15 protein-coding genes are annotated in these 22990 nt (G+C 69.1%); 8 read left to right on the top strand and 7 right to left on the bottom strand.

Annotation, left to right across the window (positions count from 1 at the left end; all coding sequences use genetic code 11):
• Positions 1 to 1662 (bottom strand): AMP-binding protein, encoded by a 1662-nt coding sequence (locus K7787_RS02005; RefSeq protein ID WP_223000278.1) that lies wholly within the window; start codon positions 1660 to 1662, stop codon positions 1 to 3.
• 20 nt (positions 1663 to 1682) lie between these two features.
• Positions 1683 to 9386 carry a non-ribosomal peptide synthetase gene (locus K7787_RS02000; protein WP_223000277.1) on the bottom strand — a complete coding sequence of 2568 codons (7704 nt, stop codon included), beginning with the start codon at positions 9384 to 9386 and terminating at the stop codon, positions 1683 to 1685.
• Between the two features lie 302 nt (positions 9387 to 9688).
• Between K7787_RS02000 and K7787_RS01995 the strand changes: the two genes are divergently transcribed.
• The gene (locus tag K7787_RS01995; RefSeq protein ID WP_223000276.1) at positions 9689 to 12220 is read left to right on the top strand and encodes a heavy metal translocating P-type ATPase; all 2532 of its coding nucleotides are present in this window, start codon (positions 9689 to 9691) and stop codon (positions 12218 to 12220) included.
• Positions 12221 to 12436: 216 nt separating this feature from the next.
• Positions 12437 to 13933 carry an MFS transporter gene (locus K7787_RS01990; protein WP_223000275.1) on the top strand — a complete coding sequence of 499 codons (1497 nt, stop codon included), beginning with the start codon at positions 12437 to 12439 and terminating at the stop codon, positions 13931 to 13933.
• Between the two features lie 72 nt (positions 13934 to 14005).
• Here the strand turns inward: K7787_RS01990 and K7787_RS01985 are convergent, their stop codons facing one another.
• From K7787_RS01985 to K7787_RS01965, 5 genes are all read right to left on the bottom strand, one after another.
• On the bottom strand, positions 14006 to 14437 hold the full coding sequence (locus tag K7787_RS01985) for a MerR family transcriptional regulator (protein ID WP_223000274.1): 432 nt from the start codon (positions 14435 to 14437) through the stop codon (positions 14006 to 14008).
• 112 nt (positions 14438 to 14549) lie between these two features.
• Positions 14550 to 16013, bottom strand: coding sequence for an adenosylhomocysteinase (gene ahcY / locus K7787_RS01980; protein WP_247720474.1), 1464 nt, complete (start codon positions 16011 to 16013; stop codon positions 14550 to 14552).
• Positions 16014 to 16185: 172 nt separating this feature from the next.
• Positions 16186 to 16755, bottom strand: a complete 570-nt coding sequence (gene merB, locus K7787_RS31530) for an organomercurial lyase (RefSeq protein ID WP_223000273.1) — start codon at positions 16753 to 16755, stop codon at positions 16186 to 16188.
• 150 nt (positions 16756 to 16905) lie between these two features.
• Positions 16906 to 18294, bottom strand: a complete 1389-nt coding sequence (locus K7787_RS01970; RefSeq protein ID WP_223000272.1) for an APC family permease — start codon at positions 18292 to 18294, stop codon at positions 16906 to 16908.
• Positions 18295 to 18808: 514 nt separating this feature from the next.
• Positions 18809 to 19273, bottom strand: coding sequence for a MerR family transcriptional regulator (locus K7787_RS01965; RefSeq protein ID WP_282107217.1), 465 nt, complete (start codon positions 19271 to 19273; stop codon positions 18809 to 18811).
• 302 nt (positions 19274 to 19575) lie between these two features.
• On the opposite strand from K7787_RS01965, the gene K7787_RS01960 reads away from it, so the two are divergent.
• The 6 genes from K7787_RS01960 (at position 19576) to K7787_RS01935 (ending at position 22774) form a co-directional block, all read left to right on the top strand.
• Complete coding sequence (locus K7787_RS01960) at positions 19576 to 20325, top strand: class I SAM-dependent methyltransferase (RefSeq protein ID WP_223000270.1); 750 nt, start codon at positions 19576 to 19578, stop codon at positions 20323 to 20325.
• 193 nt (positions 20326 to 20518) lie between these two features.
• Positions 20519 to 20839 (top strand): ferredoxin, encoded by a 321-nt coding sequence (fdxA, locus tag K7787_RS01955; RefSeq protein ID WP_223000269.1) that lies wholly within the window; start codon positions 20519 to 20521, stop codon positions 20837 to 20839.
• A gap of 7 nt (positions 20840 to 20846) precedes the next feature.
• Complete coding sequence (locus tag K7787_RS01950) at positions 20847 to 21242, top strand: MerR family DNA-binding protein (protein WP_223000268.1); 396 nt, start codon at positions 20847 to 20849, stop codon at positions 21240 to 21242.
• 86 nt (positions 21243 to 21328) lie between these two features.
• Complete coding sequence (locus K7787_RS01945; protein WP_223000267.1) at positions 21329 to 21541, top strand: hypothetical protein; 213 nt, start codon at positions 21329 to 21331, stop codon at positions 21539 to 21541.
• 115 nt (positions 21542 to 21656) lie between these two features.
• Entirely contained in the window at positions 21657 to 22409 is a 753-nt protein-coding gene (locus K7787_RS01940) for a MerR family transcriptional regulator (RefSeq protein WP_247720470.1), read from the top strand.
• Positions 22410 to 22441: 32 nt separating this feature from the next.
• Positions 22442 to 22774 (top strand): YnfA family protein, encoded by a 333-nt coding sequence (locus tag K7787_RS01935; RefSeq protein WP_223000265.1) that lies wholly within the window; start codon positions 22442 to 22444, stop codon positions 22772 to 22774.
• Positions 22775 to 22990 lie beyond the last annotated feature (216 nt).

Here is a 22990-nt window from a genome sequence, read left to right as displayed (position 1 = left end):
TCAGTGCTGCTCCGCCACAAGGGTGCTGGCGCGCACCACGAGTTGGTTGGTCTCGTACTGGTTTCGGCACTGGCCGCGCTGCCGCTTGCCGGAGGTTGTCTTGGGCAGTGTCTTCGGTGACACCAGTACGACGTCGTGGGGTGTGTAGGAGAGCTCCTGGGAGAGGGTCTCGCGTACGGTGTGGGCGAGTTCGGCGGCCGGCGTTCCCACGAGGCTGGTCTCGGCCACGACGATCATGTTCTCGCTGGACGGGAGTGAGAACGCCATGACGTTGCCCAGCCGGATCCCGTTGATCTTCTCCGTGACGAACTCGAAGTCCTCGGGGTAGAGATTGCGCCCCGCCACGATGATCATGTCTTTCTGGCGCCCGCAGACGTAGAGGCGGCCGTCGAGGCAGAAGCCGAGGTCTCCCGTGACGAGCCGTCCGGATGCGTCCAGCAGAGGGGTCGGGTGAGGACTGCCGTCGGCGGTCCAGTACTGGTCGACCGTGCCGGGCCCCTGCACGCGGATGGAGCCGATGCGGCCGTCAGCGAGCGGCAGGCCCGCATCGTCGGTGATGGTCACGCTCGTGCGGCTGATCGGCGTTCCGCAGTCCACGAACGTCCGGCCGGAGGAGCTTTCCGGCACTTGCAGCGCTTCTCCGTTTTCGAGAGCGGCCCGGTCGACGGTGACGCTGCGATAGGTCTCGTCGTGGCGGCCCAGGGTGACCGCCAAGGTGGCCTCGGCGAGTCCGTAGGAGGGGGCCATCGCCGTGTGCGGCATCCCGTACTCGGAGGCGGTCGTGGTGAAGCGCCGCAGCGCGTCGGCGTCGATGGGTTCGGCACCGTTGACCGCATGGCGCAGTGAGGACAGGTCGTAGCCGCCTCGGCGCAGGGTGAGATAGCGGTTGGCCAGCCCGTAGGCGAAGTTCGGTGCGACGGTGGCCGCTGCCCGGTAGGTCGCGATCGCTTCGAGCCAGGCTCCCGGCCGGGCGCTGAACGTCTGGGTGGCCATCGTGCAGGCGGTGTATCCGTGGGCTATGGCGCCGGTCAGGAAGATGATGCCCATGTCGTGGAAGAGGGGCAGCCAGGAGACGAAGACGTCACCTGGCGTCATTCCCCCGGCGGCGAAGCACTCGCGGGAGTTGGCGACTATCTGGCCCTGGGTGACGGCCACCGCCCGCGGGTGGGCGGTCGTGCCGGAGGTGAACTGCAGCAGTGCCGTGTCGTCGGCGCCGGGCAGCGGGAGCGGCTTGCCGGGTGTGCTGCGGGCCAGTGCCGCGAAGTCGGTCACCGCGACCGTGGTCTTGCCCTGGAGAGTGTCCGCCGTGTGCGGGTCGGTCACGATCACCGAGCCCTGTGCCGCCGTCACCCTGCGCTGGGCCAGTTCCTGCAGCTCGTCGGCGTCACCACCGCGCGGGGACGGCAGGACGGTGACGGCCGCGCCGGCTCGCCAGATCCCGAACAGTGTGGCGATCAAGTCCAGCGACGTGCGGCCGAGGACGCATACGCGGTGCCCGGGCCCGACGCCGTAGGTGCGGTGCAGTGCGCCTGCGATGACCTCGGCGCGTGCACGCAGCTCACCCAACGACAGGACGGCGGGGTGCAGTGCGTCGTCCAGGACGATCAATGGCCGGTCGTGGGGCTGGGAGGCCAGGCATTCGATGATCGACTGGTCTGTCATGGGCTGGTCTACTCCTCATTTCAGTGGGCAAGCCAGTGCCGCAGTACGTCGAGGTCTGCCGGGACCGCCAGGGGCGTTGCGCGGCCAAGGAGGCCGGTGGTGATGTCGGATCCGATCTCGTGGAGCAGGTCGGGTGTCCCGGACAGACAGGCCAGGATGAGCCGGCCGGAGAAGAAGCCGGCGAGGAACTCCAGGCGACGGCTTTGCGGATCGGGGTTGGGCAGCAGCCCTGGGTGGTCGGGGCTGAGCTGCAGTCCCAGGCGTTCCCACAGCGCGTCGGAGTGCCCGAGGTAGTTGAAGACCACGGGCGCGGGGGCTCCCCGGATCTCCGGGGCGTCGCCGAGGGTGGCGAGCAGCTCGTAGTGGTTTCCGCCGGCCGGCACCTGGTGGCGTGTGTCGGCGACGGCGGCGGCCGCCTCGTGGAGGGAGCGGTCGGGCAGCGCCGGGACGTCCAGCGGCCAGCGGGTGGCCAGCCGGCCGACGATGCGGGCCGGGTTCAGCGTGTCGGAGGGGACGTCACGGCCGTGGGAGTCGATGTCCATGCGGACCGTCGTGGCGCCGGTGCGTCGGGCGATCACACGGGCGACGGCAGCGAGCAGGACGTCGGGGACCGCTGCCGTCCCGGAGAGCGCGGCACTGGCTTGCGCGTCGAGCGCGATGAGCGCCGGCTCGGCCGGCAGGGGGCCCTCCAGCGGCAGCGGGTCGGGCACGGGCTCCATGGCCCGCCAGTAGCCGAGTTCGGCCTGGATCTCGGGCTGGTGGGCACGGGAGCGCACGAGCTCGGCCCATGCGGCCAGGGAGTCGGACGGGGCAAGGACGGCCTCCCCGGTCTCAGTGACCTGGCGGTAGGCGGAGATGAGGTCTTCGCACAGGATCCGGCAGGCGTAGTTGTCGCAGATCAGCTGGTTGATGACGATCAGCAGCCGCTGGCGGTGCTCTTGCTGGAACGCTGCGACGCGCAGGAGCGGGGCGGCAGCGATGTCGATCAAGGACTGCAGCTGAAGGCTGACATCGGTGACGGTCTGTGCGGCCGTCTCCTGCGAGACGCCGGCGAGGTCGACCCAGGTGAGAGGGATGTCGAGCTGGTCCAGCGCCGTGAGATGGCCGGTGTGGCCGCACTCCCCCGCGGTGACCGAGAGGCGCAGTGCTTCGTGGTGCTTGAGCAAGGAGCGCAGCGCCACCTTCAGGGCGGTGCGGTCCAGCGGCTCGGCGACGTCGAAAAGCAGCACGTAGTTGTGCTCTGCGGGGTGCTTCCATTCCTCGAGCAGGACCTGCTGGCGGGGCAGGAGGGCGAGGCCGCCCTCGCGGGGCGGTCGGGAGCCGGTCCCGGCCGGGCGGGCGGCGGTGTCGGCGCCGCTCTGGTAGGCGGCGAGCGCGGCGATGGTCTGGTGGGCGAAGAAGTCGCGGGGGGTGATGTAGAGGCCGGCGCCCGCGGCCCGGGCGATGACCTGCATGGCCAGCAGGGAGTCGCCGCCGAGTCGGGTGAACTCGGTGGTGAGGGGCACGTCGTCGATGCCCAGCACTTCCCCCCAGATCCGGGTGAGGGTCCGTTGGGCGGCTTCGGTCGTCGCCGCCGAGAGCGGGGAGGCGTCCACGGCGACGGCCGAGAGGGCATGAGAGTCGGCCTGCTCGAGGTCGCGGGGCCCGGTGGGGCGCGAGGCCGGGTTCTGCCACGCGGCTTCGTCTGCGGCCAGGCGGGCCACCAGGTCGATGTACCGGTGGAACAGCTGGTCCATGTCCTCGGCGCGGAAGAGCTCGTTGATCGAGTCCCAGTTCAGTACGAGTTCTCCGTCGTACTCGAACACCTGGTGGTCGATGTGGACCTGCGGGGTGTGCACGATGCTGTCCGTCATCGTGCCCAGACCGCTGACCGCCTGCCCGAAGTCTGCGCCGGCGGAGTCGAGGGCGCTGGTGAAGACCACCGGAATCGTTGCGCGGTCGGGGCCGTGCAGCCGCGCGATCTCCCGGAGCACTTTGATCCCGGTGAACTCGTTGTGGTCGAGGTCCCTGGCCAGTTGCGCCTGGATCGTTCTGGCCCGGTCGGCGAAGCTCGCGGCCGGGTCGGTGGTCACCTCCAGCAGGCTGATGGCGGTGAAGTCGCCGATCACGTCGGTGATCTGGTCGTGCAGAGGCAGCCGCTTGTTCACGGTGACGTTCAACGTGAACGGGTTCCCGTCGGACCATGCGTTGAGGGTCTCGGCGTAGGCGGTGGCGAGGGCTGTGGAGGGGGTGATGCCGTGCTGCCCGGCTCGCTCGCGCAGGGCCTGCCAGGCGTCGGCGGGCAGACGGTGGGTGCGCCGCGTGAAGGTGGGTTCGGTGATGTCTGCGGGGTCGGCGGCCAGGGGAAGGCGGGGGGCCGGGGGCAGGTCGGCGGCGCGTGCTGTCCAGTAGTCGCGGGCGCGCTGGTAGCGGGGGCTGTTCTGCGCCTGCCCGATGGCGTTCTGGTAGTCCCGGAAGGTCACTTCGAGCTGTGGCCAGTGGCGGTCGGGGGCTGCGTAGCGGGCGGCGAGTTCGGTGAGGAAGACCGTGACGGTCCCGCCGTCTGCGATCAGCAGGTCCAGGCTGATGTGGAGGCGGCTGGATCCGTCAAGTTGGCTGACGCGGACGTCGAACAGCGGGAACTGTCCGGGATCGAATATCCGGCTGCTGCATTCGCGGCGGACCGCTGCGAGTTCGGTTTCCGCTTCGGCCGCGGTGTGGTGGCGCAGGTCGATCACGGGTATGGGAATCGGCGCCGTTTCGGCCTGGACGTGCCACTGACCGTCCGGCCCGATGACGGCACGCAGCATGTCGTGGCGGTGGACCATGCCCTCAAGGGCGGCAGACAGGCGTTCCGGGTCGAATTCGGGGGCGTCCACCTCGACGTAGAAGGAGGCGGCGACGTTGCCCAGGTCGAAGAAGCCGTTGCGCCCCAGCAGATAGGCCTGCTGCAGGTCGGTGAGGGGGAAGGGGGTGAACCGTTCCTGTGGGGCCGGCACGATGCGGGGCAGTCCGGCCGGTTCCGGGGCTTCGTCGTGGCCGGGCCGGCGCTGGCGTATGAGGCCGGCGAGTTCCGCGATGGTGGGGTGCGCGAACACCTCGGCCACCGTGACGGTGATGCCGGCCTCGCCTGCCGCTCGGCTGAGCTGCACGGCGAGCAGGGAGTCGCCGCCGGTCTTGAAGAAGTCGTCGTTGACCGACACGCGCGTCAGGCCGAGGACCTGCTGCCAGGCGGTGGCCAGTGTCTGCTCGACGATGTCTGCGGGTTCTGCGGCCTCCAGTGCGGGGGGTTGCTTGCGGTTGCGGGCGGCGCTGTCGTGGAGGCGGGCGACGTCGACCTTGCCGTTCGCGGTGAGGGGCAGTCCGGCCAGCACGACGATGTCGCTGGGCACCATGTAGGAGGGGAGCGTCTTGCGTGCGTGCTGGATGAGCCGGGACGGGAGGGCGGCCACCCGCCGTGCGAGGAGCGGGACGTTGGAGGTGGCCTCCGCCTCGGCAGGGGCGGGGGCGGGGTGGGTGAACGCGTAGGCGTGCACTGCTGTTTCAGCGTCGCGCGGACTCAGGGTGAACACTGCGTCGAATGTGCCGGGTGCCGCCTGCGGGCGGGTGAAGAACTCGCAGGCGTATCCGTTGCGGTGCGCCAGGTCGAGGAGCGTCGCGGGCATGAGACATCGGTCTGCCTCGGCCTGCGGCCACACCATGCTGTCGAATTCGGCGAGCGGCAGGTTGGCCGATGCCGCATCGTCTAGGCGCGCCGCCCAGGCGCCGGCGTGCTTGAGCCGCGCATTGGGCACGTCTTGGAGGCAGAGCGAGGGGAGTTGGCGGCTGAGAGCCTGTTCGAGTTCCGGCATCGTCTGTGCGCGGTCGGCCCAGACCAGCGTGGGGGGAAGCGGTGCTGGCGCGCCTGCGTGGTTGAACACGACGACGTCGTAGCGGTAGTCCGCCATTTCGGTGGCCGGGTTGCCCGGCCGCGGAAGGATCGCGGCCGGGTGCCCCAGGTCGGACCAGAAGAGGCGGGGGGAGACGGCCAGTTCGGTCTCGGTCAGCTCGCGCTGCTCCAGGCGCCAGGCCAGGTCCCGGACCAGATCCTGCGGGCCGGCCTGTGCGCGCTCGACCGCGAGGTGGAAGGGGCGCAGTTGTCGCAGGTCGCGGATGTCGCCGAGGTAGACCACTCCCCCGGGCCGCAGGGTGGTAAGGGCGTTGCGCACCGTGTCCAGGAGGTAGTCGGCTGAGGGGAAGTACTGGGCGACGGAGTTGATGACGACGCAGTCGTAGTAGGCGCGCGGCACGCCTTCGAGGTCGGTGGCTTCCCGTTGCAGCAGGATGGCCTTGTCGGCGGTGCCGTCCTGCACGAGACGCTGGCCGAGGTCTTTGAGGGTCCGCGCGGACAGGTCGGTTCCCGTGTACTGCACGCACTCGGGCAGCAGCCGGGTGGCGATCAGTCCGGCTCCGCACCCGATTTCCAGGACGCGGCGCGGGCGGTGCGCCAGGACGCGGCGCGCGGTGATGTCGGCCCAGTCGGCCATGTCCTGTTCGCGGATCACCTGGCCGGTGAAGCTGTCGGTCCACCCGGCGGTCTGTTCGGAGGTCTCGCTGCGCAGCGAGTCGAAGATCTGCTGCCAGTCGGCGACCTGCGCTCGTGCCTCGTCGTCGAGTTGCTCGATGACTTCGGGATGCGGCGTGACGAAGGCCAGGAGTTTGTTGCCCTCGGTGACGGCGATCGCCTGCTTGACGTCGCGGTGTCCGGTGAGCGTGTGCTCTATCTCCCCGAGTTCGATGCGATAGCCGTTCACCTTGACCTGGCCGTCGGCGCGGCCGAGGAATTCGATGTTCCCGTCGGGGTGGTAGCGGCCGCGGTCGCCGGTGTCGTACAGGCGCTCGCCGGTGTGCGGATTGACGACGAACCGCTCGCCGGTGCGCTGCGGGTCGCGCCAGTAGCCGAGGGCGAGGCCGGCACCGCCGATGAAGAGCTGCCCCATCACCCAGTCCGGGCAGGGCCGCATGTGCTCGTCCAGGACGTGGAAGGTCTGGTTGGCCAGCGGCTTGCCGTAGGGGACCGACTTCCATCCGGGCAGGGGCGCGCCGATGGGGTGGTAGATGGACCAGATGGATGCTTCCGTCGCGCCGCCCATGCTGATGATGTCGGCGGGTGCGGTCTTCTGTGCCCGGATCCGGTCCGCCAGCGAGACCTCGATCCAGTCGCCGGACATGAGGATCAGGCGCAGAGGGCCGAGTGCGTCGTAGGAGGGCTGTGCCTCCGCGTAGGTGGTGTACATCTGCATGAGCGCGGGGACGGTGTTCCAGATGGTCACGTCGTGCTGCGTGACCAGTTCGGCCCAGCGTTGGGGGTCCCGGCCGGCGTCCGGTTCGGGCAGCACGAGTGCTCCGCCCGCTGCGAGGACTCCGAAGATGTCCCAGACGGACAGGTCGAAGCTGAGCGAGGACAGTGCCAGCACGCGGTCGCCGGGGCCGACGCCGAACTTGGTGTTGATGTCCCAGCAGGTGTTGGCTGCCCCGCGGTGGTCGATCATGACGCCCTTGGGTTCGCCGGTCGATCCGGAGGTGAAGATGACGTAGGCGAGGTCGGTGGCGCTTTGTGCGTCCTCCAGGGGGCCGTCCATCTCGTGCCACCAGCGGCTGGGGTCTGAGACGTCGAAGACGGTGAGTTCGCTGGGCCAGTTGAGGCGGTCGCGCACCGCGGTCTGGGTGAGGGCGATGTCGGCCTCGCCGAGGGCCAGGAGGCGGCGGATGCGGTCGGGAGGGAGGGTCGCGTCGATGGGGAGGTAGGCGGCGCCGGAGTAGAGGATGGCCAGGACCGCGACGACCTGCTCCCAGCCCTTGTCCATCACGATGGCGACCAGCTGGTTGGGGCGTACTCCGGTCCTGCGCAGCGCGCGGCCGAGACGGCAGGCCATGCGGTCCAGGTCGCCGTAGCTGAGGACGCGGTCCGCGGTGATCACTGCGGGTTCGCTGCTGCGGTGTGCCAGCGCTGTTCCCAGACGGTGCAGGAGGGCGTCGGGGGCCGCTGCCGTGGTCGCGTTCGCCCGCTCCCGCACGGCCAGTTGGCGCTCAGGCGGGTGCACGGTTGCCTGCTGCTCCCACGCGGCGTCGCTCTGGGCCAGCTGCTGAACGAGGTCCCGGTAGGCCGTGAACATGTCGTCGAGGAGTCCGGGCGCGAATGCGTCGTCGACGGAGTCCCAGGTGATGTGCAACTCGCCGCGGAATTCGAGCGTCAGGCATTCCAGGGTGAGCTGTGGCGCCTGGGCCAGCGTGTAGTGGATGCCGTGCAGCCAGTCGGGGGCGAAGTCGTCGCTGAAGCCGGAGCCGACGAACGTCGAGAAGACCACGGGTGCGATCGCTGATGCGGGCCCGGAGCGGCGCGCGAGTTCGCGCATGACTCGGATGCCGCTGTACTCGCTGTGGTCCAGGTCTCGCCACAGCTGCGTCTGCAGGGCGCCGACCCGTTCGGTGAACGGCCTGCCGGCGTCCGAGCGGACGTCCAGCAGCGTGAGCGTGGTGAAGTCCCCGATGACCCGCTTGACGTGCTCGTGCACGGGCTTGCGGTTGTTGACGGTCACGTTGATCGTGAAGTCGGGAGACTGCGACCAGCGGGCGAGGACGTCGGAATACGCGGTGGCCAGCGCGGCTGAGGGAGTGAGTCCCCGCGCGGCTGCGCGGGCCTTGAAGCTCTGCCACTGCGGTGCGGACAAGGCGTGGTGGCGGCGGTTGAAGCAGGGGGTGTCGATGGCCGCCAGCGGGCCTGCCAGGGGCAGCAGGGGGGCTGCGGGAAGGCTGTCGAGTCGCTCGGTCCAGTAGGCGCGTGCCTTTTCCTGCTTGTCCTGGTGTCCAGGTCCGGTGACGGCGCGCTGGTAGTCCCGGAAGGTCAGGTGGGGCACCGGCCACTGACGCCCGGGGTTCTCGTAGCGGCCGGCGAGTTCTTCGATGAGCACCGCGAACGATGCGCCGTCGCAGACCAGGAGGTCGATGCTGAAGCGCAGCAGGGTCCGGCGCTCGTCCAGGCGCGTGGCGTACAGGTCGAACAGCGGCCACTGGGTGACGTCACGCCGTTTCGCCGTCGCCTCGGCGCGCAGCGCCTCAAGACGGGCGTGCTGGTCATCGGCAGGCAGCGACGAGAGGTCCTCCCTGCCGATGACGAAGTCGGGCACCTCGGGCAGGACCTGCTGGCGCCCGTCCTCGAGGATGACGACGCGGAGCATGTCGTGGCAGGCGATAGCCGCACGCATCGCCTGCTCGAAGCGGTCGATGTCCACCTCTTGGGTGTCCAGCTCGACGTAGAAGGAGGCGTCGACATTGCCGAGTTCGTGAGCGGAGTCCCGGCCGTGCAGGTATGCCTGCTGGACGTCGGTGAGGTCGAACGGCTCGCAGCCGGCCGCGGGGTCGGCCAGGGCTTCGGGTGCGCGGTGGCTGCGGTTGTCCGACGCGGTGGCAAGGAGGAGCTCGGTGAGTTCGGGAACGCAGGCGCCGGTGGTCAGCATGGACAGGGGGACCTGCACGTCGAAGGCTGCGTCGAGGACGGTGCAGAGCACGGTCGCCTGCAGCGACTCGACGGTGAGCGGGGCCTCCTCCGGGATGTCACAGGCCGGCACTCCTGTGATCGTCGACAGCAGGTCGATGAGGCCTACGCTGATGTAGGCACGGCGGTCCTCCGCCGGGCCGTCCGACTCGACGCCCAGGGCCATCGTCTCGACGGCGCGTTCGATCGAAGGCTCCGAAGAATCGTCCATTTCCATTCCCCCTTCGAGGCCAGGCCGGGCAGCCGAACCTGCTGAATGAACACCACCCATGGGGTGCGAAACGACGCATGTGACCGGCGCTGCCGCATACGGCTGATGCCGGGGGCTGCTGCCAGGGCGCGAGTCTTGCCGTTGAACCGGGCTTTAAGTCAAGCCGTTTCGGCCAGGCCCCAGGGCGGACGCCGAGGGCACTGCTCACCGCAGTGAAATCGGGGCGCCAAAAGGCTTGACCTTGGACCTGACTCCAAACTTTACGCTCGGCCCAGTTAGCTCAGTTCCCCACCAACAGGCAGGTGACCAAGGTGAACGAGTTCGCCGCCTCTACCAGCGGTAACGTGGCTGCCCCGCCCGAAGCCGACGTCGGAGCGCGCCGCTACCGGGTGATATCCGGCTGCGTCGAATGCGCCAGTGATCTGACAGCACTGCGCCGTGTTCCCGGCGTACGTGACGTACGCGTGCTGTCCGCCACGGGAACCCTCGTGATCGAGGCTCCGACAACGCTGGACGACGACGTGCTGCTGCGGACAGCGAACGCGTCCGGCCTGGTCCTCGAACCCGCGCACGCCGCCGGCGCCGGCAAGTCGGCCGAGCAGCCCACCAAGCGTTCCCGCTGGTGGCTGCGCCCTGAGATGATCCTGCTGGAGATCGCGGCCGCGCTTCTCGTGGTGGTCGAGTCCCTCGGCTGCTACGCCCAGTACGAGTCGATCGCCGAGATCTTCGCGTACGCGTGTGTGGCCGTCGGCATCGTCTATCCCGCGCGCACCGCCCTGATGATGCTCAGGGCCAAGCGGGTGTCCATCAACGTTCTCCTCGTCGTCGCGGTCATCGGCGCGCTGGCACTGGACAAGGCGACCGAGGCCGCCTGCGTTGTGGTGATCTTCTCGCTCGGTGTGGTCCTGGAAAGCTATGTCGCCGACCGGGCCCGCAAGTCCATCCAGAAGCTGATGGACCTCAGCCCTACGATGGCGGAGCGGTTCGCCTCCAACGGCACTGTCGAGCAGGTCGAGGTCGAGCAGCTCCAGGTCGGGGACGTGGTCCTGGTCCGTCCGAGTTCGCGGCTGCCCACCGACGGCACCGTCGTGCAGGGGTCGTCGTGGATCGACGCATCCGCGATCACCGGTGAGTCCATGCCCGTGGAGGTCGAGCCGGGTGCCGAGGTGTACGGCGGCACCCTGAACGGGCACGCGGCGCTGCGCATACAGGTCGCCAAGCCGTTCGAGGACACGGTGCTGGCGCGGGTCATCAAGGAGGTCGAGGAGGCCCAGCAGAACCGGGGCCAGGCGCAGCGGTTCGCCGACAAGTTCGCCTCGATCTACACGCCGATCATGATCGCCCTGTCGGTGCTGATGGCCGCGTTCGGACCGCAGGTGTTCGACATCTCCTACACCGACGCCCTGTACCGGGCGCTGGTCGTGCTCATCGTGTCGTGTTCGTGCTCGCTGGTGCTGTCGGTGCCGGTCAGTGTCGTCTCGGCGGTCGCGCGGGCGGCCCGGGACGGGGTTCTGATCAAGGGCGGCGCGTATCTGGAGCAGTTGTCGAAGCTGAAGGCGGTGGCGTTCGACAAGACCGGCACGCTGACGCTGGGCCGGCCCACTCTCCTGCAGGTGCACCCGCTTTCTTCCTTCGACAAAAACGAGCTGCTGGCGCTGTCGGCGGCCGTGGAGGCCGGAGCCACCCACCCGATCGCCGAGGCGATCGTACGGGCGGCGAGGGGCCGCGGGATCGCTGTCGCCCCCGCCTCGGATGTCGAGGTTATCCCCGGTGTCGGCGCCCGGTCCGTGGTCGACGGCGCGATGGTGGTGGTCGGCAGGGTCGGCGACCTGAGCCGCGACTCTGCCGCGCAGGCGGCGCTGGACGCGGTCGAGGACGCCGGCGGTACTCCCGTCGCCGTCACCGTGGATGAGCGCCTTGTCGGGCTGCTGGGCGTCGCCGACGAGCTGCGTCCGGAGTCGGTGACCGCGCTGAAGTCCCTGCGGCAGGTCGGCATCACGCACACCACGATGCTCACGGGCGACCGTGAGCGGGTCGCCCGGGCGATCGCCAACCGGGTGGGCATCGAGAGTGTCCGGGCCCAGCTGATGCCCGACGAGAAGAGCACGGCCGTCGCCTCGATCAAGCAGTCCGGCATCACGGCCATGGTGGGCGACGGCGTCAATGACGCACCGGCGCTGGCCACGGCCGACGTGGCCATCGTCATGGGCGCGGCCGGTACCGACGTGGCGCTGGAGATAGCCGATGTCGCGTTGATGGCCGACGACCTCAACAAGCTCCCCTACGCGGTCGCGCTCGCGCGTCGGGCGAGCCGGGTCATCGCACAGAACATCGCCCTGTCCCTGGCCGTCATTCTGTTCCTGGTGGTCTCCGCGATCGGCGGACGGTTCACCCTCACCGAAGGCGTGCTGATCAACGAGGCCTGGGCCTTGGTGATCATCGCCAACGGGCTGCGGCTCCTGCGGCTGCACTCGTCGCTGCGGGCGGCCGGCTCCATCACGTCCTCCAAGGCCTCTTCCGCCTCCGCCTCCTCGGCGCAGCCTGCCGCGGCCGCGGCGGCATCTGCCTCGGACGAGGACGGCTGCGGCTGCGGTCCCAGCTGCGGCACGCAGAGTCCGGCCCTGCCCGTGCATCAGATCGAGCCGCCGGCCGTGCACAGCGGTGGCGAACTGGACGGCGGTTGCGGGTGCGGTCCCAGCTGCGGCACGCAGGAGCCGGTGACCGCGGTGCCTGCCCAGGTGGTGGCCGAGGCCGACAGCTGCTCCGCCGACGGTGGCTGCGGTTGCTCGCCGGCCTCGGTGAACGGCACGGCCGCGTCCGACCGCAGAGGATGAACCCCCACTGACCAGGAGCCCGGCCACATCCCCCGGTGGCTGGGCTCCTACGTGGTCCACGGCGTTGACTTGAAGCGAGGTTCAACGACGACACTCCCGTGGACGCATGCCCGACGAGGAGAGACCGATATGTCATCTGATACGGCCCGTCAAGGGGACGTGACGCGTCACGGGGACGGCAGTTCCTCACATGTCCGCGGGTGGACCTTGGCCGTCGTGTGCGTCACCACGTTCATGCTGTTGCTCGACGTGACCGTCGTCAACGTCGGACTGCCCAGCCTGCGCGAGGCTTTGCACGCGAGTTTCGCCGAACAGCAGTGGGTGATCGCCGCATACACCCTGTCCATGGCCGCGTTCCTGCTGTCCAGCGGTTCACTCGCGGACCAGATCGGACGCAAGAAGATCTTCACGCTGGGGCTGGTGGTCTTCACCTTCGCCTCCCTGACCGCCGGTCTCGCCGTGAACCCCTGGATGCTCAACCTCGCCCGCGGTGTCCAGGGGGTGGGCGCCGCCATGCTGTTCTCCGTCGGACTCGCGCTCATCGGGCAGGAGTTCCGCGGGGCCCGCGCCCGCGGGACCGCGTTCGGCGTGTGGGGCGGTGTCGGCGGCCTGGCGTTCGCGTTCGGGCCGCTGATCGGCGGCTCGCTGACCACGGCGCTGAGCTGGCGGTGGATCTTCCTGGTCAACGTTCCGATCGGCCTGCTCGCGCTGCTGCCCACGGTGCGCAAGCTGCGCGAGTTCCGCGACCCCGACTCCCGAGGCATCGACTGGGCCGGCATGACGACCTTCGGGCTGGCGCTGGCCCTGCTGCTGTTCGGGCTCATGGCAGGCAACTCGATGGGGTGGGACTGCCCGCCGATCCTGTTCGCGTTCGGGATCGGCGCCGTCCTGCTGGCCGTCTTCGCCGCCGTCCAGCAGGGCAAGGGCCGGGCGGCCATGCTGGATCTCTCACTGTTTCGGATCCGTTCGTTCAACGGCGTCGCCTGGGGCACCTTCCTCAACAACGCGGCCAGCCTGGCCTCTGTCTTCCTGCTCATCTCCTACATGCAAAACGCCCTGGGCTATTCGGCATGGCAGACCGGAGTGCGCTTCCTGCCCCTGACCCTCACCCTGTTCGTCGTGGCCCTGCTGACCGGCCGGCTGGGCGCCGCCGTCTCGCCCGGCCTCCTTTTGGGCACGGCCATCGCGCTGATCGCCGTCGGGCTGGGGCTGGTCACCCTCGTGCATCCCTCCAGCGACTGGACCGCTCTGCTCCCGAGCCTGATCGTGACCGGGACGGGGATGGGAATGTTCAATCCGCCGCGCGCGGCGGTCACCGTCGGCATCGTCGGCCCCGCCCGAGCCGGCATGGCCTCCGGCGTGGGCCAGACGTTCCAGCAGGCCGGGGTCGCCCTGGGCGTCTCGGGCTTCGGCGCCCTGTTCCAGCGGTGCGTCGTCTCGGCGTTCACCGGCTCCGACGTCGGCCGGCAGCTGGGCGACCGGGCCGATTCCGTGGCCCACGAAGTCGCCACCGGAACAGCGAACGACCTGAGCGGACTGGTGCCGCCGTCCATGCTGGACGCCGCGAACGCGGCGGCCCGAACCGCCTACGTGGACAGCCTCACCGAAGTGGTCCGCCTCTGCGCACTGGTCGCCGCGGTGGGCGCGGTTTTGGTCTTCACCCTCATCCGGCGCAGCGATCTGCACGAGAGCGCGGTGGGAGGAAACTCCTGACCACACGCTGCGGCCCCGCAGTGAGCGGCGTGGTGGCGGACGGCGGCATGACGGGCCGGCCGCCACCACGCCTCAGGCCGACTCGGCCGGCTGCGGCTTCCACACGCCGGGAGCCGGATCCGGGCACTGCTGGCTGGGCAGCTGCTCCACCATCTTCGCCAGCTCTCCGTAGAGCGCGGAGAGTCGTTCGACCTCGGTGTGGACCTCGTCCATCCGTTTGCGCAGCACCACGGCGGCATCTCCGCAGGGACAGGCCCCGGTGTCGCGGATGCTGAGCAGGTCAGCGATGTCGCTCAGCCTCAGGCCGAGCCGCTGGGTGCCCTGGATGAACTTCATGCGGTCGATCGCGTCGGTTCCGTAGCGCCGGTAGCCGGCTCCGTTGCGGGGAGCCTTGGGCAGGAGTCCCAGCCGCTCGTAGTAGCGGATGGTGTCCGTGGTGGTCCCGGCTATCCGGGCCAACGCCGCGACAGACAGGCCCTGTTGAGCGCGCGTCGTCGAGTCCATGGTCTTCAAGTCTACGTTCTCCCCCTCGAGTTGGTGTGTGTCAACGCGGACGGGCCAGCTGCGGGGAGCGTCGAACCCCCGCAGCCGGCCCAGCGGCCTGACGGTCTGTCTGTCAGTACCGGTAGAGCTCGGACTTGAACGGTCCGTCGATCTCGACGCCGATGTAGTCGGCCTGTTCCTTCGTGAGCGTGGTGAGTTCACCGCCCAGTGCCTCGAGGTGGATCGCCGCGACCTTCTCGTCGAGATGCCTGGCGAGCCGGTGGACGCCTCGTCCGTACTCGGCGTGCCTGGTGAACAGCTCGATCTGAGCGATCACCTGGTTGGAGAAGCTGTTGGACATGACGAAGCTCGGGTGGCCGGTGGCGTTGCCGAGATTGAGCAGGCGCCCCTCGGACAGCACGATGACCGAGTGCCCGTCCGGGAAGACCCACTCGTCGACCTGGGGCTTGATGTTGATCTTGCGGATGCCGTCGTACTTCGCCAGGCCCGCCATGTCCAGCTCGTTGTCGAAGTGCCCGATGTTACCGAGGATCGCCTGGTGCTTCATGTGCGCCATGTCCTCGGCCATGACGACGTTCTTGTTGCCCGTAGTCGTGATCACGATGTCGGCGGCCGGCAGCACGGACTCCAGCCGGGCGACCTGGTAGCCGTCCATCACGGCCTGCAGGGCGCAGATGGGATCGATCTCGGTCACCACCACGCGGGCGCCCTGGCCGGACAGCGACTCCGCAGCTCCCTTCCCGACGTCGCCGTATCCGCACACGACGGCGACCTTGCCGCCGATCAGGACATCGGTACCGCGGTTGATGCCGTCGATGAGGGAGTGCCGGATGCCGTACTTGTTGTCGAACTTGGACTTGGTGACGGAGTCGTTGACGTTGATGGCCGGCCAGAGCAGCTCGCCCTCGGCCGCCATACGGTCCAGCCTCATGACGCCCGTGGTGGTCTCTTCCGTGACCCCCAAGATCCGTGACGCGATCGCGGTCCACTTGCCGGGGACAGCGTTCAAGGAGGCCTGGAGCAGATTCAGGACGACGGTCCACTCCTCGGAGTCCGTCTCCTGTGCCTCGGGGACGCGTCCGAGGCGCTCGTACACGGCGCCCTTGTGGATCAGCATGGTCGCGTCACCGCCGTCGTCGAGAATCAGGTTCGCGCCCTGTCCGTCGGGCCAGGTCAGCATCTTCTCGGTGCACCACCAGTACTCCTGCAGGGATTCTCCCTTCCAGGCGAACACCGGTACACCGCCCGGTATTTCGGGAGTGCCCTCGGGTCCGACGACGACGGCCGCCGCGGCGTGGTCCTGGGTGGAGAAGATGTTGCAGGAGGCCCAGCGCACCTGCGCGCCCAGGGTGACCAGGGTTTCGATGAGGACGGCCGTCTGGACGGTCATGTGCAGGGAGCCCGAGATGCGGGCTCCCCGCAGGGGCTGGGTGTCGGCGTACTCGGCGCGCAGGGCCATCAGGCCCGGCATCTCGTACTCGGCCAGCCGGATCTCCTTGCGGCCGAACTCGGCCAGTGCAAGGTCGGCGACCGCGAAGTCGATGCCGTTGAGGGACTGCGCGTACGAGGCGTCCAGGTCGGGTGTGGTGGACAGGGTCGACACGATGAATCTCCCGTGTTCGTCGAGGCCGGCAGCCGCTTGCGGCGCGCAGGGCGGGCAGTCGGGGCCGGTAGCTGTCTTGTGCCAGGGCCGCAGGGCCGCGGCGGACTTCAAAGGGGCGGCGGGGTCGTGTTTTGTCCTTCGGGGATCAGCGGCTGTCCTCTGTCAGAAGGAGGCCGAACTCCGTCTCGGCGATGGCGAGGGCCTGCTGCTGGGTCAGGATCTGGCCCTGCTGCAGCGCGCTGTCTCTCAGGTGCCGGTGCGCTTGCTCGTGCGCAGCGTGGAACGCGGTGTGCCGGCAGGCGTAGGCGATCCGTCCGGTGCAGGTGGCGGTGGCCAGGACGACCACGGTGGCGGCCGGCTCCCAGTGCCGATGTCCGTCCCGCCGACGGCTCACCCGGATCTGCTGGCCGGTGTCGGGAGCGTGGGAGACGATCGTGGCGGCGGTGCCTGCCATGAGGGGGACGCCCAGGGCGTCGATCGCGCACATGGCGGCCAGTGAGGGCCCGTTGTGGATGTCGACCCGGTGCGGGGAGGGCGCAGCCGACAGCGGGTATGCGATCTCTACCTGGTCCCCGGCGGTGTTGAGGTGGACGAGATCCGCGGCGGCGAGGGCCTCGAGGGCCGCGTCGGGGGGGAAGGCCGTGCCGTCGGGCGAGGTCTGCGACGGATGCGGTGGCGGGCCCCTGCCCCTGGTCGAGGCTGGCGCAGCAGGCACTGGTGGACGGCGCGCAGGGCCGGGGTCAGACGCGCCTGGCTGCCGGCGATTCCTCCCCGGGCGACGGCATCGATGCCGTCGGGGAGGAAGGCGCTGAAGGACAGGGCGCGGCCGGGCACGGCAGTCTCCCCGGAGCTGTGCGCCGGGGCGTCAGGGGACAAGCTCGGCCTCCGGTGCCGGCGCGGGTGCCGTCTTGGCGCGGTGCCGGCGGGTGAAGAAGGAGATCGGCAGGATCACGAGACTGACGCACAGGCCGATGAGGATGACGGAGCCGCCCCACTGCACTCCGCCGAAGACCAGCAGCACCGCGTTCACCGCGCAGAGGAATACGGCCAGGGGGCGGGCGTATCTGCCCAACCGGAAGCTGCCGGCCCGGCCGGCCGGGTGTTTGCGCAGGACGAGGTAGGCGATGGGCAGGAGGACGAACACGGACATGTAGCCGAAGTTCGCGGCGGCCACCACGTCCACCACGTTGGTGCCGAAGACGATCAGGAGCAGCCCGATGACCACCGCGTCCCAGGCGATGGAGCCGACCGGCGCCCCGCGCTTGTTGATCTTCCCGAAGTAGGCGGGGAGGTGGCCGTCCTGTGCCATCTGGTAGATGGTCCTGGACGATCCGATGATGAAGGTCTCGGCCCCGAGGATGAGGACGGCCATCAGTCCCAGCTGGACGAAGACTTCGCCGGTGGGGCCCAGGAGCACGTGGCCGGCGTGGGCGAAGACGTCGAAGGGGTCCTCCTGGATTCCCTTGACGCCCGAAAGCGCGAACATCGCGATGGGCACGGCGGCGAAGGCGGCGAAGCAGATGACGGCGGAGGTCGACATGACCCGCTTCATGGTGCGTTCGGGCTGCCTGATCTCCGCGCACACGGTGGAGGCCATCTCTGCGGAGTAGGCGGACCAGCTGGCGACGAAGCCCCACTTCGCGATGAGTGCCAGCTGTGCTCCCAGACCGTGGGCTCCGGCGTCGTCGGGCAGGACCGAGGGGAACACCTGCGAGAAGTCGGCGGCGTGGGGGCGGGCGACGGGGCTCAGGACGATGACCAGGACGACGGCGACCGCGACGACGGCCAGCACCGCATTGATCAGGGTGGACAGCTTCAGCCCCAGCGCGGTGACGAAGTAGAGGACCGCGGCGATCGCGAGTGCCAGCACGATGGGCGAGACGCCCGGCAGCCACTGATCACTGAGGAAAGTCCCCACGAGGACGAGGTTGACCGCGATGCCCGGTGTCCAGGCGAACCAGTAGCACCAGGCCGACAGGGCTCCCATCGTCGGGGAGCCCTGTGCGCGGACGCGGTAGGCGAACTGCGCGGTGCCGCCCGCCCGTGCGGGGAAGCGGGCCGCGAGTTCGGCGACCAGCAGACACTGTGCGCCTCCCACCGCGGCGGTGGCGATCCACACCCAGATCGACATGTTGCCGAGTTCTGCGGCCATGGCGCCGAGGGACACCACGACCATGAGCGAGCCGCCCGTGGCGACCAGGACTGCGGTCATCCACGAGGAGGTGACGGGCAGGTGGCTGCGGCCCGGGAACATCTGTGTCTCCGTGCCCGCACCAGGCCCGTCCGATCGTTTGGGCAGCACTGTCTCAGGACTGTCTTCGATCAATTTCATTGCTCCGGCCGAGATGGACGGCCTCAGGCCGTCAGCTGTTGGGCGGCGATGTTTCTGGAACAGGCACGGAAGAAAGCGGCGCACTCACTCAGCCCGGAAATGGCAATGAGTGGTTCGAGTCGGCCGATAAAACGGCGACTCCGGCAATCCGTGAATGACTCACGGTGGCAGCGCTCGACGGTGCAGAAGTTAGACCACGGCGACCGACTGCGCAACCATATAACCCGTGGCCGGAAGACGATGGCCGAAAACAATATGCGGCCCTCCGTGCACGGGCGCAAAAGAACACGGCATTCCGGTTACCCTAAAGGAGGGGCAAAAATTCCTCCGTGCAGGCATGATCCGGGAAAGGGGGCATCCTGCGGATCATGGCCGGAAGTACTGCCTTCGCCGGCCGGCCCCGCGGCCGGTGCGGGCGCGGCCGGCGAAGGCGGCGTCACAGCCCCGGCGTCCGGGAAGGCCAGGAATCCAGTTCGCAGCAGGCGCCCGGCCTGCCGCCCTGGCCACCGGCCTCCAAGTGCCCGTCAGGCCGCATGTGCGGGCAGTCGCACAGCGTCCGGCAGTCGCAGTCCAGGGTCTGGTCGATCAGCTGGAGCAGGGCGTTCAGGTCTGCGATCTCGCGCTTGATCTCGGAGCGGCGGGCTCTGGCGATGCTCTGCCACACGCTGCCCCCGACCCCGGTGCCCTGCAGCAGGTCGGAGATCTCCGCGAGGCTGAACCCGATCTTCTGGCAGATCTTGATCGCCGAGAGTCGGTGCAGGACAGCAGGCGGGTAGTGCCGCCTGCCGGCGACCTTCGCGCCCTCGGGGATCAAGCTACATCGCTCGTAGTACCGCAAGGCCGAAGTGGCTATGCCGGCCCTTCGTGAAACCTCGCTTATCGACAGCAACGCGTCGTCCATGACTCCCCCGCGGTGTTGACTTGAAGCTGACTTCAACGGCCACACTACCGTTCGAGAGATCAGCCATCCAGGCCTCAGCTCCAGACAGAAAGGACAGCGGCCGCCCTGCCCCGCTCGCGGGTGAAGAGCGTTTCATGCAACATGCACGAAACGCTCGGTCTGCACGGGCGGCCAGCATATGGACATGGCTTCTCGGGGCACTGGCTAGACCCACGAAAGTGCGCACGGCAACGCATCGACACGCGCTCGGTTTAAGGGCTTCCCGAATGGGGGAGCGAAAGTGACTGCTCTGAGGGAGAGACGTGGCTAACCTTCTGAAGAAGGCCTACAACGCAACGTGGGGCAAGTATGTCTTCGCGGGGATGTACGACAAGTTCCTGTCCCACGTGGAGAAGCACGGTCTGGCGGAGAAGCGTGCCGAGATGCTGGCCCCCGCGTACGGGCGCACGATCGAGCTCGGCACCGGGACCGGCCTGAACCTGCCGCACTACCCGGACGCCGTCGAGGAGCTGATCCTCACCGAGCCCTACCCGCCGATGGTGGCCAAGCTCGAGGAGAAGATCCGCGACAACCCGCGGCGCATTCAGCTGACGGTGGCCGGCGCGGAGCGTCTGCCGTTCCCCGACAACCACTTCGACACGGTCGCGGCGGCGATGATCCTGTGCACCGTGCCGGACCCGGACGTAGCCCTGCGCGAGATCGAGCGGGTCCTCAAGCCGGGCGGCCAGTACCTGTTCCTGGAGCACGTGCGCAACCGCGACCCGCGCATCGCGCGGCGCCAGGACCTGGTGCAGCTCGGCTGGTACTGGTTCGGCAACGAGTGCCACTGCAACCGGCCCACGCTCGACACGCTGGCCTCCTCCTCCCTGGAGGTGGTCGACCTCAACGAGACGAAGATGCCGGGGGCGTGGCAGTTCATCGAGGCCATGGCCATCGGCCGGGCCGTCAAGCGCCCGGAGGGCGCGCCGGCCAAGGAGCAGGCACCGGCCAAGGTGGGCGCGACGGTCAGCGCGGGCAAGGCCGGCGGCAAGAGCTCCGACTGCGGCTGCTGACCGCGGCCTGACGCCGCCGTGGGGGCCGCGGTCCCCTGCGGCAGCGCCCTGCGCGTCAGGCACAGCGGCAGCTCGTCACGCCAGGCGGCCTGGCGCAGGCACTGATGAGACGTTTCGCCCGGCGGACGCGGACATCCATGCCCGCGTCCGCCCCCTCATCTGGCCGGCTCCGCCGGCCGCGAAGGACAATCCCGTGGCCTACATCATCACTCAGCCCTGTGTCGACGTGAAGGACAAGGCGTGCGTCGAGGAATGCCCCGTGGACTGCATCTACGAGGGCGAGAGGATGCTGTACATCCACCCCGACGAGTGCGTCGACTGCGGGGCGTGCGAGCCCGTCTGCCCGGTCGAGGCCATCTTCTACCAGGACGATGTGCCCGAGGAGTGGAAGGACTACATCAGGGCGAACGAGGAGTTCTTCGTGACCATCGGCTCTCCTGGCGGGGCCTCCCGGACGGGTGAGGTCAGTGCAGACCCTCAGTGGATCAAGGACCTGCCTCCCCAAGGTGAGTGAACCAGCCGTGACACACCTCCTGACGGTCGCCGAAGTCGCCGCCCGTTCCGAACTCAGCACCAGCGCCGTGCGCTACTACCACCGATTGGGCCTACTCACCGCGCACGACAGAGCACGAGGCAGCCACCGCCGCTTCGACGAGGCCGTTCTGGACCGCCTGCGGTTCATCAGGTCGGCGCAGCGTCTCGGTCTGAGCCTGGCCGAAATCACCGAACTCCTGTCCGTCCGGGACGGCGCGCCGGGTCCCAGGACCGAGCATGTGCTGCGCCGGCACCTGGGCAGGCTGGAAGCCGCGATGGTGCTGCTTCAAGAGCTCCAGCAGGAGATGAGCGCCCTGCTGGTACTGCACACGGACGCCTCCGCCCATGCCGTTCGCGCGCACGGTCCGAGCTGGCGATCATGACGGCGCCCGTGGCCCGGGACCGACATTCCGACAGCTTTCCCGGCAGCAGAGCCCACCCGAGCACCCTTGGCCAAAGGCGGACCATCGTGCCCAGACGCGCTTCGCACTCCGGCATCGTCCTCATCGTCGTCCTGCTCCTGGCCGCTGCAGGCAGCGCCGCCCTCGCCTGTACCGCGACGGATGCGGACGATGCCGTCGCCCGCATCCTGTTCACCATCGCGCTCGCCACACTCGCCGCCTCCCTCGCAGTCGTTCGGTACCGGGACAATCGGGCGCAGGGGGACCCGCCCCGGGAGTAATCCCCCTACCGGTCGACCGCTGCCGTGAACGGCCGGGACCGCCGGGTGGGATGCGGTGCAGCCGGATTTGACCTTCAAGACGACTTGAAGGTCTACGGTTCCTCCCGTGAGCACCATGCTGATCTCCCAGCTTGCCGAGCGCACGGGACTGCGCCCCAGCACACTGCGGTTCTACGAGAAGATCGGCCTCCTCCCGGCCGCCCGGAGCACTCACGGGTACCGGCTCTACGGCGAGGACGCGGTGGAACGGCTTGCCTTCATCGCCACGGCCAAGCAGCTCGGCCTGCCCCTTGAGGAAATCGCTGACCTGCTGAAGATCCGGGACGACGGTGACTGCGTCGACGTCAAGACAGAACTGCGCTCCCGCCTGGACACGCGTATCGAAGAGGCCCAGCAGCACATCACCGGCTTGGGCGCCTTCATCGCGACGCTGCGCACGGTGGTCGGACGACTCGACGGGCTCCCCTCCCGGACCGGCCCGTGCGACCCCGCGTGCGACGCCGTCACCAGCGTGGAACCGGGGCCCCCGGAAGAAGACGAGGACGCCGCGACCGCGGACGAGGACACTCCTCGATGGCGCTCCTCCCCCGTGGCGTGCAGCCTCGCCTCCTCCTCGCTGGGTGAACGCGCCAAGCGCTGGCACGTGGCCCTCTCCGGGAGCACGCCCGAAGCCATCGACGACGGTCTGCGCCTCACCGTGCCCATCGATCGTGCTGCCACCCTCACCGAGCTCGCCGTCGCCGAGCAGCAGTGCTGCCCCTTCTACGACTTCCGCATCCAGCTCGACGGCCCTTCGATGCACCTGGAAGTCCGCTCGCCCGAGCAAGGCGCAACAATACTGGCTGAGTTGTTCACGCCGACGCCCTGACTCCGCCGTCCAGAGATGAGAACGCCCCCGCCATGCTCGTAGCCCGCTCCGTCGCTTTGTTCGTCCTCGCCGCACTCTTCGAGATCGGCGGCGCCTGGCTGGTGTGGCAAGGCGTCCGGGAACACAAAGGCGTCCTGTGGGTCGGCCTGGGCGTCATCGCCCTGGGCATCTACGGCTTCGTCGCCACGCTGCAGCCCGACGCGGCCTTCGGCCGGGTCCTGGCCGCGTACGGCGGTGTGTTCGTCGCCGGATCGCTGGCCTGGGGCATGATCGCCGACGGGTACCGGCCCGGACGCTGGGACCTGATCGGAGCCGCTATCTGCCTCATCGGCATGGCTGTCATCATGTACGCCCCCCAGGACTAGCGACTCGCCAACGGTGCCCGCGCCGCCCCGGTCGGACCGCCGTCCGGCAGAGAAGGCTCAGACAGAGCGCACAACCGCCTCGCACCGTGCCGCCGGCGGACCCGGTTACGTGCCCCCTGGGGCCGGCCCGCAGCCCCCGGTGCCACCCGCTCCGCGACCAGCGGGTCACCTGTCCCATGAGTTCCGCCCTGTCCGTCACGGACGGCACAGGCAATC

Source organism: Streptomyces sennicomposti, from assembly GCF_019890635.1.
Taxonomy (GTDB): Bacteria; Actinomycetota; Actinomycetes; order Streptomycetales; family Streptomycetaceae; genus Streptomyces; species Streptomyces sennicomposti.
Note: the sequence above shows the minus strand (reverse complement) of the source record. Positions and strands in the feature narration are given on the sequence as shown.

Excerpts from the sequence above, each read along its gene's own strand:
- K7787_RS01940 (WP_247720470.1), top strand. The coding sequence starts at position 21,657 with ATGCTGATCTCCCAGCTTGCCGAGCGCACGGGACTGCGCCCCAGCACA.
- K7787_RS01965 (WP_282107217.1), bottom strand. The coding sequence starts at position 19,273 with ATGGACGACGCGTTGCTGTCGATAAGCGAGGTTTCACGAAGGGCCGGC.
- K7787_RS01970 (WP_223000272.1), bottom strand. The coding sequence starts at position 18,294 with ATGTTCCCGGGCCGCAGCCACCTGCCCGTCACCTCCTCGTGGATGACC.
- K7787_RS02000 (WP_223000277.1), bottom strand. The coding sequence starts at position 9,386 with ATGGACGATTCTTCGGAGCCTTCGATCGAACGCGCCGTCGAGACGATG.
- K7787_RS01985 (WP_223000274.1), bottom strand. The coding sequence starts at position 14,437 with ATGGACTCGACGACGCGCGCTCAACAGGGCCTGTCTGTCGCGGCGTTG.
- K7787_RS01935 (WP_223000265.1), top strand. The coding sequence starts at position 22,442 with ATGCTCGTAGCCCGCTCCGTCGCTTTGTTCGTCCTCGCCGCACTCTTC.
- K7787_RS02005 (WP_223000278.1), bottom strand. The coding sequence starts at position 1,662 with ATGACAGACCAGTCGATCATCGAATGCCTGGCCTCCCAGCCCCACGAC.